14 protein-coding genes and 1 pseudogene are annotated in these 13,113 nt (G+C 67.2%); 10 read left to right on the top strand and 5 right to left on the bottom strand.

What is annotated here, in order from left to right; translation table 11 throughout:
• The first annotated feature begins 26 nt into the window (after nt 1–26).
• The 8 genes from H0193_RS09725 to H0193_RS12395 all read left to right on the top strand — a co-directional run bounded on the left by H0193_RS09725 (nt 27) and on the right by H0193_RS12395 (nt 7,744).
• Nucleotides 27–263, top strand: coding sequence for a FeoA family protein (locus H0193_RS09725; RefSeq protein WP_181889750.1), 237 nt, complete (start codon nt 27–29; stop codon nt 261–263).
• Nucleotides 263–2,191 carry a ferrous iron transport protein B gene (feoB, locus tag H0193_RS09730; RefSeq protein WP_181889751.1) on the top strand — a complete coding sequence of 643 codons (1,929 nt, stop codon included), beginning with the start codon at nt 263–265 and terminating at the stop codon, nt 2,189–2,191. The genes H0193_RS09725 and feoB overlap by 1 nt, the downstream gene beginning before the upstream one ends.
• Nucleotides 2,191–2,460, top strand: a complete 270-nt coding sequence (locus H0193_RS09735; RefSeq protein ID WP_181889752.1) for a hypothetical protein — start codon at nt 2,191–2,193, stop codon at nt 2,458–2,460. Before feoB ends, H0193_RS09735 begins: the two co-directional genes overlap by 1 nt.
• A 44-nt stretch (nt 2,461–2,504) precedes the next feature.
• The gene (locus H0193_RS09740) at nt 2,505–3,467 is read left to right on the top strand and encodes an o-succinylbenzoate synthase (RefSeq protein ID WP_181889753.1); all 963 of its coding nucleotides are present in this window, start codon (nt 2,505–2,507) and stop codon (nt 3,465–3,467) included.
• A gap of 49 nt (nt 3,468–3,516) precedes the next feature.
• Nucleotides 3,517–5,097 carry an SLC13 family permease gene (locus tag H0193_RS09745; protein WP_181889754.1) on the top strand — a complete coding sequence of 527 codons (1,581 nt, stop codon included), beginning with the start codon at nt 3,517–3,519 and terminating at the stop codon, nt 5,095–5,097.
• Between the two features lie 68 nt (nt 5,098–5,165).
• Nucleotides 5,166–5,714, top strand: a complete 549-nt coding sequence (locus tag H0193_RS09750) for a hypothetical protein (protein WP_181889755.1) — start codon at nt 5,166–5,168, stop codon at nt 5,712–5,714.
• Entirely contained in the window at nt 5,715–7,331 is a 1,617-nt protein-coding gene (gene menD, locus H0193_RS09755; RefSeq protein WP_181889756.1) for a 2-succinyl-5-enolpyruvyl-6-hydroxy-3-cyclohexene-1-carboxylic-acid synthase, read from the top strand.
• Complete coding sequence (locus tag H0193_RS12395; protein WP_236883578.1) at nt 7,328–7,744, top strand: DUF3592 domain-containing protein; 417 nt, start codon at nt 7,328–7,330, stop codon at nt 7,742–7,744. The genes menD and H0193_RS12395 overlap by 4 nt, the downstream gene beginning before the upstream one ends.
• Nucleotides 7,745–7,811: 67 nt before the next feature.
• Here H0193_RS12395 and H0193_RS12480 read toward each other — a convergent pair.
• Nucleotides 7,812–8,282 (bottom strand): annotated as a pseudogene (locus H0193_RS12480) (sugar O-acetyltransferase); the annotation flags it as partial.
• A 107-nt stretch (nt 8,283–8,389) separates the two neighbouring features.
• On the opposite strand from H0193_RS12480, the gene H0193_RS09765 reads away from it, so the two are divergent.
• Nucleotides 8,390–9,613 carry a glycosyltransferase family 4 protein gene (locus tag H0193_RS09765; protein WP_181889758.1) on the top strand — a complete coding sequence of 408 codons (1,224 nt, stop codon included), beginning with the start codon at nt 8,390–8,392 and terminating at the stop codon, nt 9,611–9,613.
• 32 nt (nt 9,614–9,645) lie between these two features.
• Nucleotides 9,646–10,323 (top strand): metal-dependent transcriptional regulator, encoded by a 678-nt coding sequence (locus tag H0193_RS09770; RefSeq protein ID WP_038609549.1) that lies wholly within the window; start codon nt 9,646–9,648, stop codon nt 10,321–10,323.
• Here H0193_RS09770 and H0193_RS09775 read toward each other — a convergent pair.
• From H0193_RS09775 to H0193_RS09790, 4 genes are read right to left on the bottom strand one after another with little or no spacing between them, the layout of a single operon-like run.
• A complete protein-coding gene (locus H0193_RS09775) occupies nt 10,224–11,147 on the bottom strand; it encodes a metal ABC transporter permease (protein ID WP_051106251.1) in 924 nt (307 codons plus the stop codon). The genes H0193_RS09770 and H0193_RS09775 overlap by 100 nt on opposite strands.
• Nucleotides 11,144–11,869, bottom strand: a complete 726-nt coding sequence (locus H0193_RS09780; RefSeq protein WP_034997179.1) for a metal ABC transporter ATP-binding protein — start codon at nt 11,867–11,869, stop codon at nt 11,144–11,146. Before H0193_RS09780 ends, H0193_RS09775 begins: the two co-directional genes overlap by 4 nt.
• A complete protein-coding gene (locus tag H0193_RS09785; RefSeq protein WP_066529067.1) occupies nt 11,866–12,789 on the bottom strand; it encodes a metal ABC transporter substrate-binding protein in 924 nt (307 codons plus the stop codon). The genes H0193_RS09780 and H0193_RS09785 overlap by 4 nt, the downstream gene beginning before the upstream one ends.
• A 36-nt stretch (nt 12,790–12,825) precedes the next feature.
• Entirely contained in the window at nt 12,826–13,062 is a 237-nt protein-coding gene (locus H0193_RS09790) for a hypothetical protein (protein WP_181889759.1), read from the bottom strand.
• Between the last annotated feature and the right edge of the window lie 51 nt (nt 13,063–13,113).

A 13,113-nucleotide genomic window follows, 5' to 3' on the forward strand; every position in this document is an offset into this window, starting at 1 on the left:
GGCAGCCTTGCTTTAGTATCAGTGTCATGCAAGAACATGTGCTTATCGACGTTCCAGTCGGCCACAACGCCACCATCACGCACGTCAGCTGCCCGACGGCGCGTCGGCTGCGCGAGCTGGGCCTCCGCGCCGGTGCGGAGGTGACCGTCATGCAGAAAACCGCTGGCGGCGGCCGCGTGATCAAGGTCCGAGGCTCCCACTACGCACTGGGTAAGGACACTCTTCGCCGCATCACCATCGCTCCGACCGAGCAGGCCGCGTAATGGCCGACTGTCACGGCGCGCCGGTTTCAGAGTTCGCGCCGGTGGGCACGCCCACCATCGCGCTGGTCGGCGCGCCGAACGCGGGCAAGTCCACGCTGTTCAACGCGTTGACGGGCGCGAGCGCGACCATGGGCAACTACCCGGGCACCCCCGTCGAGGTTGCCCGCGGCGTGTGGCGCCCCGCCGGCGCCACCTACAACATCGTCGACTTCCCAGGCGCGTACTCGCTGGACCCAGTCAGCCCCGACGAGGCACTCACGCGCGAGCTGCTTATCGACGACACACGTGACCGCCCCGACCTCATCCTGGCGACGGTGGACACCTCGAACCTGGCGCGCGGCCTGTACTTGGTGGCGCAACTGGCGGAGCACCCGTACCGGCTCGTGGTGGTGCTGACCAAGAGCGACGTGGCGGCCAAGCAGGGACTGGAGGTGGACCCAGTGGCGCTCGAGCGGGAACTGGGCGTGCCGGTTGTAGTGCTGGATCCGCGGCGGAGGGACGTTGGTGGGGTGGCGGAGCTCGTCGCTAAGCAACTGCACGTACCTGCCGCAGCGGCGCGTGGGACCGCGGCCGGCGACGAGTTCGCGCAGGCCGATGAGCGTTTCGAGTGGATCGACAACGCGGTGGCCGCCGCGACCGTGCGCAACGAGCACCGCGACACCGTGACCGAGGCCGTGGACCGTGTCGTGCTGCACCCTGTGGCCGGCCCTCTGATCTTTTTGGCCGCCATGTTCGCGGTCTTCCAGATCACCACCACCGTCGCGGCACCTCTGCAAGATGGCCTGGATGCCTTCTTCGCCGGGCCGCTGTCGGACTGGGCCACCGCCGGTTTGGCGCGCATCGGTCTGGGTTACCCCGTCGTGCAGGGGCTGATTGTCAACGGACTGATCGGCGGCGTGGGCATGGTGCTCACGTTCGTGCCGCTGATGGCGCTGATGTTTCTGTGCCTAGCAGTGCTGGAGGACTCCGGGTACATGGCCCGTGCCGCCGTGGTCGCGGATCGGCTGATGCGCGCGATCGGGCTGCCCGGCAAGGCGTTCATCCCGCTGATCGTGGGATTCGGGTGCAACGTGCCGGCGATCGCCGCCACGCGCGTGCTGGCCACCCCGGAGCAGCGGCGGCTGACGGCACTGCTGGTGCCGTTCACCTCATGCTCCGCGCGCTTGACGGTGTACGTAATGCTGGCGCAGACGTTCTTCCCGGACCACGCTGGCACGGTGGTGTTTGCCATGTACGTGGTCTCCATTGCGCTGGTGGTGCTGGCCGGGCTTCTGCTGCGCGGCACTCTGTGGCGGACGATGGGCTCGGACCCGTTGGTGATCGACCTGCCCACCTACCAGCTACCCACCGCGCGGCTGAGCCTGTCCGTGATGTGGTCGCGCCTGAAGGGCTTTCTCAACACCGCAGGCGGCATCATCGTCGCCACCGTGGTGGTCATCTGGGCGCTCCAATCCACACCCGCGGTGGGCGGGTACAGCTGGGGCGACGAGGACCTGGCGCCGGCGGACTCCGCCTACGGTGTGGCTTCCGGCGCGGTTGCCCCAGTGTTTGAACCGGCGGGTTTCGGCTCCTGGTCGCTCACCGGCCCGCTGGTCACCGGCTTTCTGGCCAAAGAGGCGGTGATTTCCACCTGGGCGCAGACCTACGCGCTGGAGGACCCGTCGGGCCTCGAGCCTAAGGAGCAGGGCACCTCCGACCTGGCCGCCGCAGTGCGCGCGGACTTCGACGAAGCTTCCGGCGGGCACAGGATCGCCGCGGTGTGGGCCTACATGATCTTCCTCATGGCGTACACCCCGTGCGTGGCTACGCTCGCCGCGCAGCGCCGCGAGATCGGCTGGAAGTGGACCCTGCTCGGGCTTGTGGGCCAACTCGCGCTCGCGTGGGCGCTGGCCGTGGGCACCTTCCAGCTGCTGAAGGTGTTCTTCTGATGCGCCCCATGCAGGCCGTTGTGGCGGCTATCAAAGACGGTGCACGCTCCCGCACCGACATCCGCCGCGTGACGGGGCTGACGGATTCCACCGTGGATGCCGTGGTCCACCACCTTGAGCGCACCGGCCACCTCACGCTGGAAGAGCTCGGCTCGTCTTGCGCGGGCGGGAACTGCAGTTCGTGCATCGCCGCCGCGGCCAACGGCATGACGTGCGCGGACAGACCGAAGGGGCCGGTCGCTCTCGTGCTGACCAAGCGGCCGCAGTAGCCTCTATGCAACTACCTCGGCCGGTAAAGAGGTATAAAGCACCCATGCTGCCTTCCGCCGACGAGATCCTCGAGCGCGCCCACGTTGTCGCGCTGCCCATGGCCGTGAAATTCCGCGGCGTGACCACCCGCGAGGCCCTGCTCATCGACGGCCCCGCCGGCTGGGGCGAATTCTCCCCCTTCGTCGAGTACGGCCCGCAGGAGTCCGCCGCGTGGCTGGCCGCCGGCATCGAGGCGGCGTTTACCGGCCTGCCTGAAGCGCACGGCGAAGTCGAGGTCAACGGCACCATCCCGGCGGTCGCCGACGTCGAGCCGGTGCTCGCGCGCTACCCCGGCGTCACCACCTTCAAAATCAAGGTGGCCGAGAAGGGGCAATCGCTTGACGACGACTTCCGGCGTGTCGCCGCCGTCCGCAAGCTTCGCCCCGACGCGACACTTCGCGTGGACGCCAACCGCGGCTGGAGCGTCGATGAGGCCGTCGAGGCCGCCGAGAAACTGGGGGAGCTGGAGTACATCGAGCAGCCCTGCGCCACTGTGGAGGAACTCGCGGAGGTTCGGCGACGCACCCAGACCCCGATCGCTGCGGACGAGTCCATCCGCCGCGCCGCGGACCCGTACCGCGTGGCCGAGCTCGGGGCGGCGGATGTGGCGGTGTGCAAGGTGGCGCCGTTAGGTGGCGTCGATAAGCTTCTGCGAATTGCCCGCGACTTGGACCTCGATGTGACCGTGGCCAGCGCGTTGGATACCGCCGTCGGGATGGACGCGGGGCTGGTGGTCGCGAAACTTGCCGGCTCGCGCGCGGCTGGGCTGGCCACGCAGCGGCTGTTTGTTGAAGACGTCGCGGAGCCCCGGGAGATCACAAACGGACGCATGGCTGTCACCCGCACCACCCCCGATCCGGACAGACTGCACGCGCTGCGGGCGCCAGCGACGCGCCGCGACTGGTGGTTCGACCGCGTCCGCGCCTGCGTAGAGGTGCTAAATCAGTGCCCCCGAATCCGGGTGTAATTCCGGAAACGGGTGTGGGAATCAGGGGGTGTCCGCTAACCTTTCGCCCATGTCGACTCCCGTGATCCACGATTCCGCCGCCCTTTCCGACGGCGACCTCGCCAAAGCACCCGAACCCGGCGAGTGGCGCCGCCAACTCATCGGCCTGATCACCGGCGTGATCCTCGCCGCGCTCGTCTACTTCTTTTTCCCCTCCGGCGCGGCGGACACCGTCGCTCAGTCCTCCGGCGCGAAGGAAGGCGTGGAGTACTCCGCCGACACCATGCGCATCGTCGCCGCCACCACCGTCCTCATGGGCGCGTGGTGGATGACCGAGGCGATCCCGCTGGCCGCCACCGCACTGCTTCCCATCGCCGTGTTCCCGCTGGCGGGCGTGGCGCCGTTTAAAGACGTCTCTTCGCCCTACGCGTCCGCGACAATCTTCCTCTTCATGGGCGGCTTCCTCATGGCGCTGGGCCTGCAGCGCTGGAACCTGCACCGCCGCCTGGCGCTGATGGTGGTCAAGGTGGTGGGCACCAGCCCGAAGCGCATCATTTTGGGCTTCATGCTCGCCACCGGATTCATGTCCATGTGGGTGTCCAACACCGCAACCGCCGTGGTGATGCTGCCCATCGGCACCTCCGTGCTCATGCTCACCGCGGACACCGTCGGCGGGATGAAAAACCAGAAGAAGTTCGCCACCGCGCTCATGCTGGCGATCGCGTACTCGGCGTCCATCGGCTCGCTGGCAACGCTCATCGGCACCCCGCCGAACGCGCTGCTGAAGGGCTACATGGAAGAAGCCCACGGCATCGTCATCGGCTTCGGCGAGTGGATGCTGGTGGGCCTGCCGGTGGCCGTGGTGTTCACCTTCATCGCGTGGTGGGTGCTCATCACCGTGTTCAAGCCTGAAGTGGACACCATCCCGGGCGGGCGCGAGCTCATCGACGCCGAGCTGAAAAAGCTCGGCCCCTGGACCTTCCCCCAGGTCGCCGTCGGTGTGATCTTCCTGGTGGCCGCACTGGCGTGGATCTTCATCCCGCTGGGCCGCAACCAGTTCGGCTGGGACTTCCCGTACGACGACGCGATTGTGGGCATCATCGCCGGCCTGCTCATGTTCATCGTGCCCGGCACCGCCAACGGCAAGCGCCTTCTGGACTGGGAGACGGCCAACGAGATGCCGTGGGACGTGCTGCTGCTGTTCGGCGGCGGGCTTTCCCTGTCCGCCATGTTCACCGCTACCGGCCTGTCCCTGTGGATCGGCGAGAAGGCCAAGGGGCTGGCGTCGCTGCCGATGATCCTGCTTATCTTCGCAGTCGCCGCGCTCGTGCTGATCTTGACGGAGCTGACCTCCAACACCGCCACGGCCGCGACGTTCCTGCCCATCATGGGCGGCGTTGCAGTGGGCATCGGGCTTACCGACGCCACGGAGATGAACGTCATGCTCCTTGCCATCCCGGTAGCACTCGCCGCCACCTGTGCGTTCATGCTGCCGGTGGCGACCCCGCCGAACGCGATCGCGTACTCCTCCGGCTACGTCACCATGGGCGAGATGATCAAGGGCGGCGTCTGGCTCAACGTGATCGCCATGGTGCTGATCACGCTGGCGACCTACTTCATCGCGGTGCCTGTGTTCGGGCTCGTGCTCTAAAGCCTCTAAAGCCCGACACCTTCGCGCCCCGTCAATTGCATTTGGCGGGGCGCGCTAGTGTATTTCGCATGGATAACGAGACGAGACAGTACGGCCCCCAGGGTGGCGAGCCGCGCCGCGAGCGGCCCCGGCAGTACTTCCCGGACCAGTCCCAAAACCAGTACCAGCAGCAGGCGCAGCCGCGCTACGAGGAGCACTACGCCCAGCCCGCCTACCAGCCGCAGTACGAGTACGAACAGCCGTACTACGACAACGGCTACGAGCCGGAGCCGGAGAAGGACACGTCGGCAGGCGCGATTGCGCTCGGCGTGTTCGCGGCGCTGAGCTTCATCGCCGCGGTGGTGCTGGCCGTGCTGTGGCGCGGCGCGGCGGCGGAGGCGGACAAGCCGCCGGTGACGGAGACCAGCACGGTTACCCAGACCACCACGGAAACGAAGACGGAGACCACCACCAAGTTCCCGTCCATTTTCCGGGACCGGGACAACCCCACCGCCACGCTGGAGCCGATGGAGCCTGCGCCGGATCCGAACGAGATCGAGCGCGAGATCCGCGACGGCGCCCGCGACATTCTGGACCAGCTGCGCGGCGGCGCGGACGAGTACCTACAGGAGCAGTAGATGGCAGCTATGGAGATTGCGGCGGCGGTGGCGGAGCTCGTCGCGAAGCATTGCACCGATGTGGTCATGAGCCCGGGCTCGCGCAACTCGCCGCTGGCCTACGCGCTTTTGGCGCGCCGCGACGTGACGGTGCACATGCGTATCGACGAGCGCTCCGCCGCCTTCACCGCCCTCGGCCTCGCACGGGTGCAGCGCCGGCACGTCGGCGTGGTGATGACCTCCGGCACCGCCGTGGCCAACGCGTACCCGGCGGTGATTGAGGCGCACATGTCGCACACCCCGCTCGCGGTGATCAGCGCGGACCGCCCGGAGCGCCTCGTCGGCACAGGCGCGTCGCAGACCATCTGGCAGCAGGGCATCTTCGGCCGTTACGCCGAAACGCAGCAGGTGCAATCGCTTGACGACGTCCACGCGGCCTCCTTTGCCACCCCCCAGGTCCACATCAACGTGGCCCTCGACGCCCCGCTCGTGCCGGAAGCGCTGCCGGAGCCGGTGGGGCAGCCGCGCCGGGTTGGGCCGGGTGCGCTCGAGGGGTCGCGCGACTGGGTCGATCACGGCGCTGTGGACGTGGACCTGACCCGCAACTCCCTGGTCATCGCCGGCGACGAGGCCTGGGAGGTGCCGGGACTCGAGCACGTGCCCACCATCGCCGAGCCCACCGCGCCCACACCCTTCCACCAGGTGCACCCGCTGGCCGCGCGCTTTTTCGCCCAGTCCGAGGTGGCCATCTCCCACGACGGTGGCGACTTCGCCGCCGACACCAAACCGGAGCAGGTCATCGTGGTCGGCCACCCGACGCTGCACCGCGACGTGATGGCCCTTTTGGCCGACCCGGACATCGAGGTCATCGGCATCTCGCGCACCGAGACGTTCACCGGCCAGCCCGACAAGCGCGGCTCGCGCGTCAACGCCACCGGCCAGCCCACGGACACGTGGCTGAAAATCTGCGAGGCCGCCGGCGACGTCGGCGCCGACACCGTGCGCCAGGCGCTCACCGAAGACGAGTTCGGGTTCACCGGCCTGCACGTCGCCGCCGCGGTGTGCGACACCCTCGGCGTGGGCGACACGCTGGTGCTCGGCTCGTCCAACCCGGTGCGCGACGCGTCGTTCGTGGGCATGCCCTTCGACGGGGTATCCACGTATGCCGCGCGCGGTGCCGCGGGCATCGACGGCACCGTCTCCCAGGCCGTCGGCGTGGCGTTGGCCACCCAGGCGCTGCGCCCGGACGAGATCCGCGCCCCGCGCGCGCTCGCCCTGATGGGGGATTTGACCTTCCTCCACGACGCCAACGGCCTGCTCATCGGGCCCGACGAGCCACGCCCGGGCAACCTCACCATCGTGGTGGCCAACGACGACGGCGGCGGCATCTTCGAGTCCCTCGAGCCGGGCGCGGACAACCTCCGCGGCGCGTTTGAGCGGGTGTTTGGCACGCCCCACGGCACGGACGTGGAGAAGCTGGCGGAAGCGTACGGGGCCGACTACCGCCGCGCCGACACCCTCGCCGAGCTCAACGAGGTGCTGCTGGAGCTCGAGGCCCAGCCAAACCCGATCAGCGTCGTGGAGACCGCCACCACCCGCAGCACCCGTCGAGCGCTGGCGGCGCGCCTGAACCGATGAGGTGGCGCCGCCGCGCGCACCAGGTGGTGCTCGCGCTCTACGCGTTTGCCACCCTCGGCAGCGTTGCCATGGTCGCAGGCCCCGCGCTCAACGACGCTCGCATCCAGGCCAACCCCGGCCGCGGCACCGCCATCGTCACCGAAGCCGGGCGCATGCGCACGTTTGTGGAGTACCAGACGGAAGACGGCCAGCTGGTATCCCCGCCGCGCGGGCTTCTGTACCCGACCGGCCTGGGGGAAGGGCAGCAGGTGTGGGTGACCTACGACAAAACCGACCCCGACCTGGTCAAGGTGGAAGGCCGCGGCTGGGCGCTGGCGCTTCTGCCCGCCCTGTCGACGTGGGCGGTGGCCACGCTCGTCGCGGCCGGGGCGTGGTTTGCTGTTGGGCGTTGGGGGCCGGAGGAACGTCGATAAGCTCTCGCTTCCGCGCCGCCGGCACCCCCGCGACCAAGGTGTCGCTGGGGACGTCGCGCGTGACCACCGACCCCGCGGCCACCACCACACGGTCGCCGATGCTCACACCCGGCATCACCATCGCGCCCGCGCCGAACCAGCAATCCTCGCCGATAGTGATCGGGCGGGCGCGCTCCCACCCCTGCGCCCGGCGGGCGTGATCCGTCACCGGGTGCTCCACGGTGATGAGCTGGCAGCCGGGACCGAACAGCGTCCTCGCGCCGATGTTTATGTCTGCCAGGTCCAGGATGACGCAGTTGAAGTTGAGGAAACATCCCGGGCCGAATTCGGTGTTGGCGCCGAGCTCCACGTACAGCGGGGCGAACACCTCGGGCAGCTCGCCCTGCGGGAAAATCTCCCGCAGCAGCTCGGCCGAGCGTTGTGGATCCGTCAGGGCAGGGCCGTTGAGCTCGCGCAGCGCGCGGCACACCTCGGCGCTGCAGGCGCTTGGCTCCTCGCCGCCCGGCAAGTACCAGCGGCCGGACCGGATATGGGCCATGTCATAGGTTGTGCTCCATGGGCCCCAACGTAGCGTTTGCGAAAATTCACGCGCCGTTTAACTGCGGTTGGGCGGTGGTTCGCCTGGGTGTGCAAAAGTATGTGGCTATGCGAGTGGGAATCGTGGCGGAGTCTTTCCTCCCCAACGTCAACGGAGTGACCAATTCGGTGCTGCGCGTGCTCGAGCACCTCAAGCGCGAAGGCCACGAGGCGATGGTCGTCGCACCCGGCGCGCGCGACTTTCAGGACGAGATCCCGGACTACCTCGGTTTCGAGATCGTCCGCGTGCCTACCGTCATGGTCCCGCTGGTGGATTCGCTGCCGATCGGCGTGCCCACCTCCACCGTCGCCGCGGCGCTGTCCGGGTTCAAGCCGGACATCATCCACCTGGCTAGCCCGTTCGTCCTCGGCGGGGCGGGCGCGTTCGCGGCGCGCCAGCTCGGCGTGCCGGCGGTGGCGCTGTACCAGACGGACGTCGCCGGCTTCGCCACCAAGTACCACCTGCCCATGGTGGCGAATTTGGCGTGGGACTGGACGCGCACGATTCACAATATGAGCGAGATGACGCTGGCGCCGTCGTCGAGCTACATCCGCATGCTCGAGTCCCACGGCATCAAAAACGTGCGCCACTGGGGCCGCGGCGTGGACACCGAGCTGTTCAATCCGGCAAAGCGCTCCGACGTGCTGCGCCGCATGTGGGATCCCACGGGCGAGAAGAAGATCGTCGGCTTCGTGGGCAGGTTGGCCGCGGAGAAGTCGGTGCACCGCCTCGCCCCGCTTGTCGACGACCCTGCGGTCCAACTCGTCATCGTCGGCGACGGCCCGGAGCGGGATTGCCTTGCCGAGACCCTGCCTTCCGCCGTGTTCACCGGCGCGCTGTCCGGCGAGGAGCTCGCCCGCGCCTACGCGTCGCTGGACCTGTTCGTGCACACCGGCGAGTTTGAGACGTTCTGCCAGGCCATCCAGGAGGCGCAGGCCTCGGGCGTGCCGACGATCGGCCCGCGCGCCGGCGGCCCCATCGACCTGATTAAGCACGGAGACAACGGCCTGCTGCTTGAGGTGGACACCTTCGAAGACGAGCTGCCGGACGCCGCGCGCTGGATCCTCGACGACGTCCGCCACGCCACCCTGCAGGCCGCCGCCCGCGAGTCCGTGGCCGACAAGACCTGGGCCGCACTCGGCGACCAGCTGCTGGGTTACTACACCGAGGTGCTGGACTCCTACGAGCGCAAGGTGGTCAGCCTGTTCGGCCGCGACGTGGCCCTGCCGCGCTGGGCACCGGCACGCCTAGGCCAATCCCGCAGGCAAGCGCGGCGCGGCGACACCGCGTAGGCGCATGCGCGCCGCCAAGTAGAGTGGCGAGCATGTCCGTCGGCGACCTGTCCACCAGCACCCAGAACTACCTCAAAGGCATCTGGGCGCTTTCGGAGTGGTCAGATACGCCGGTGACGCCGTCGTCAGTGGCCAAGCACCTTGGACTGCGCAAATCCACCGTCTCCGACGGGGTGCGCAAACTCGGCGAGCAGGGCCTGGTGGAGCACAAGCCCTACGGCGCCGTCGAGCTGACCGACACTGGCCGCACGTACGCGGTGGCGATGATCCGCCGCCACCGCCTGATTGAAACGTTTTTGGTGGAGGCGTTGGGCTACACCTGGGACCAGGTGCACGACGAGGCCGAAAACCTCGAGCACTCGGTGAGCGACTTTATGGTCGACCGCATCGACGCGTTTTTGGACTACCCCAGCCGCGACCCCCACGGTGACCCCATCCCCTCAGCCAGCGGGCGTGTTGATGCCCCCGAGGCCGTCCCACTGACCGGCGTGCAGCCGGGGCAGAAGGCCACGATTGAACGCATTGCCGACGACGACCCGAAACTGCTGCAATTCTTCGACAGTCACGGGCTCGTCGTCGGCGCAACCCTCGAGGTGGGAGAGGGTGCCCCTTACTCCGGCGCGGTCGCGGTCCGGCTTGCCGGCGCGGCGGAGGCGGTGCCGCTCGGCGAGGAAGCCACGGATTCCGTCTTCGTGCGCGTGGATGCGTAACGACGACCCCGCAGCACCCCATGCGGGCCGAACAGGTACACCACACCAAACACCACACCTTGGGCGAGCACAATCATGCCGCCAGAGGCTGTGTCCAGGTAGTAGGAGCAGTACAACCCCACGATTGCACACGCTGCCGACATGGTCGGGGCGATGACCAGCATCGTGCCGAACTTGTTGGTGAGCAGGTAGGCGGTCGCACCCGGGATGATCAGCATCGCCACCACCAGGATCACGCCAACGGCCTGGAGTGCCACCACTGACGTCAGCGCCAGCAGTGCCAGCAGGGCCGCACCGAGCAGGCGCGGATTCAACCCAATCGCGTGTGCATGGGTGGGATCGAACGCGTAGAGGGTGAAGTCGCGCCGCTTGAGCACCAGCACGCTCAACACGATCGCTCCCAGGATGGCCACCTGCAGCAGGTCCCCACGGGACACACCAAGCAGATTGCCGAAGATGATGTGGTTCAGATCCGTGTGCGAAGGGGTTACCGAAATGAGCACGAGCCCCAGCGCGAACATGGTGGTGAACACAATGCCAATGGCCGCATCCTCCTTCACCCGGGACGTATCGCGCACCAGCCCGATCAGTGCCACCGCAAGGAACCCGAACACCACCGCGCCGACGGCAAACGGCACGCCCAGAATGTAGGCCAGCACCACGCCGGGCAGGACAGCGTGGCTTACCGCATCGCCCATCAGCGACCAGCCAACCAACACCAGCCAGCACGACAACAGCGCGCAGACAATCGACGCCACCAGCGAGGTCGCAAGCGCACGCATCATGAACTCGTACCCAAACGGCTCCGTAAGCAGCGCAATCATGCTGACACCCCCATACCGAAGCCCTGTACCAAATTGTCCGGCTCTAACACCACTTCAGTCGGGGCGTGCATCAACACCCGGCGGTTCAACAGCACTGTCTCCGGCGCGAGCTGGGGCAAGGCAACCAGGTCGTGCGTCACCACAAAAATAGTGGTGCCTTCTGCCGCGAGGTCACGCAGCAGCTCAGTGATGGTGGCCTCGGAATGTTTGTCCACGCCGGCGAAGGGTTCGTCGAGAAGCATGATGCTCGCACCCTGAGCGATACCGCGGGCGATGAAGGCACGCTTCTTCTGGCCACCCGAAAGCTGACCGATCTGGCGGTCTGCGAACGACTCAAGGTGGGTGCGCTCAAGCGCGCGATCCACAGCCGCAATGTCCTCCGCACGCGCGTGGCGGGTAAAGCCCATGTGGCCGTAGCGGCCCATCATGACCACATCACGCACTGTGACCGGGAACTGCCAGTCCACGTCCTCGCTCTGCGGGACGTAGCCCAGCACCTGCGTCTTGCGGGCGCGCATGGGGTCGATGCCGTTGATACGAACCGTGCCGCGATCCGGCTTGACCAACCCCATGATCGCCTTGAGTAGCGTGGATTTGCCCGCGCCGTTCATCCCGATCAGCCCACAGATACGGCCTGGTTGGACGCTCAAAGTTGCGCCGTCGAGCGCGACGACGTCGCCGTAGCGCACCGCAACATCGTCAACCGCGATTGCGGGGATCACTGCTTGCCCCCGTTCAAACCGTCGATGATCACCTTCGTGTCGTGGCGAATCAGATCCAGGTAGGTCGGCACCGGACCGTTTTCCTCAGAAAGCGAATCGACGTAGAGGGTGCCGCCGTACTCCGCGCCGGTGGCCTTCACGACCTGCATCATCGGCGCGTTAGAGACCGTGGATTCACAGAACACAGACGGGACGTTGTTTTCCTTCACAAACTCGATCGCGCCGGCGATCTGCTGCGGGGTGGCTTCCTGCTCAGCGTTGACCGGCCAGATGTAGCGCTCGGTCAACTTCGCGTCGCGAGCCAGATAGGAGAACGCACCTTCGCAGGTGACCAAGGCGCGCTGCTTGTCGGGGACAGCGGCGAGCTTGGTTTCCAGCTCGTCTTGCACAGCCTGCAGTTCCTGCTTGTATGTTTCGCCGTTGGCCTTGAAATCATCGGCGTGCTCCGGGTCGAGTTCGCTGAACGCGTCGACGATGTTGTCCACGTACTTCTGCACGTTCACCGGACTCATCCAGGCGTGCGGGTTGGGCTTGCCGGCGTAGGCGTCCTCCGCGATGTCGATCGGGTCGACACCTTCGCTGACCACGGCGTGGGGCACGTCCAGGTCGGCGACGAACTGGGAGAACCAGTTTTCCAGGTTCATGCCGTTGTCCAGGATCAGGTCGGCGTCGGAGGCGCGCGAGATGTCGCCCGGGGTGGGCTCGTAGCCGTGGATTTCCGCGCCGGGTTTGGTGATGGACTCCACCCGCAGGTGGTCGCCGGCGACGTTCGAAGCGATGTCCTGGATCACCGTGAACGTGGTGAGTACCACGGGGGTGTCTTTGCCGCCTGCGGCGTCGGCGCTGTCCTGCGAACAGCCTGCGAGGCCGGCAGTTAGCGCAGCCGTGGCGGCGAGCGCGAGCACCTTGGATTTCAGCATGTTGGTCCTTTTCTTTCTGTGTACTTTTCCGTGCGGTTAGAGAAGCGGCGGCGGGCCGACGCGGTGGGACGTGGCAATGAATCGGTCGAGCTTTTCCGGGGATTCGTCGTGCAGGTAGACGGCGAGCAGCCGCATCAGGTTGAGCGTGACGTCTTCCGGGTTGGCGCTGGAGCGCACGAGCCGCGCGGACGCGAGGTGGTCGCCTTCGCGTGCGGTCTCGAACAATGCGATGGCTTCGAGCCATGCGCCCATGTTGGAGTCATCAAGTCCCATACCGGCGAATAATAAAGTTCGGTGCGCCGAACTTGCAAGTGTTGTGTTGTC

It is taken from the genome of Corynebacterium haematomassiliense (assembly GCF_013978595.1).
Taxonomy (GTDB): domain Bacteria; phylum Actinomycetota; class Actinomycetes; order Mycobacteriales; family Mycobacteriaceae; genus Corynebacterium; species Corynebacterium lehmanniae.

Coding starts and splice junctions, on each gene's coding strand:
- H0193_RS09725 (WP_181889750.1), top strand. CDS start 27: ATGCAAGAACATGTGCTTATCGACGTTCCAGTCGGCCACAACGCCACC.
- feoB (WP_181889751.1), top strand. CDS start 263: ATGGCCGACTGTCACGGCGCGCCGGTTTCAGAGTTCGCGCCGGTGGGC.
- H0193_RS09735 (WP_181889752.1), top strand. CDS start 2,191: ATGCGCCCCATGCAGGCCGTTGTGGCGGCTATCAAAGACGGTGCACGC.
- H0193_RS09740 (WP_181889753.1), top strand. CDS start 2,505: ATGCTGCCTTCCGCCGACGAGATCCTCGAGCGCGCCCACGTTGTCGCG.
- H0193_RS09745 (WP_181889754.1), top strand. CDS start 3,517: ATGTCGACTCCCGTGATCCACGATTCCGCCGCCCTTTCCGACGGCGAC.
- H0193_RS09750 (WP_181889755.1), top strand. CDS start 5,166: ATGGATAACGAGACGAGACAGTACGGCCCCCAGGGTGGCGAGCCGCGC.
- menD (WP_181889756.1), top strand. CDS start 5,715: ATGGCAGCTATGGAGATTGCGGCGGCGGTGGCGGAGCTCGTCGCGAAG.
- H0193_RS12395 (WP_236883578.1), top strand. CDS start 7,328: ATGAGGTGGCGCCGCCGCGCGCACCAGGTGGTGCTCGCGCTCTACGCG.
- H0193_RS09765 (WP_181889758.1), top strand. CDS start 8,390: ATGCGAGTGGGAATCGTGGCGGAGTCTTTCCTCCCCAACGTCAACGGA.
- H0193_RS09770 (WP_038609549.1), top strand. CDS start 9,646: ATGTCCGTCGGCGACCTGTCCACCAGCACCCAGAACTACCTCAAAGGC.
- H0193_RS09775 (WP_051106251.1), bottom strand. CDS start 11,147: ATGATTGCGCTGCTTACGGAGCCGTTTGGGTACGAGTTCATGATGCGT.
- H0193_RS09785 (WP_066529067.1), bottom strand. CDS start 12,789: ATGCTGAAATCCAAGGTGCTCGCGCTCGCCGCCACGGCTGCGCTAACT.
- H0193_RS09790 (WP_181889759.1), bottom strand. CDS start 13,062: ATGGGACTTGATGACTCCAACATGGGCGCATGGCTCGAAGCCATCGCA.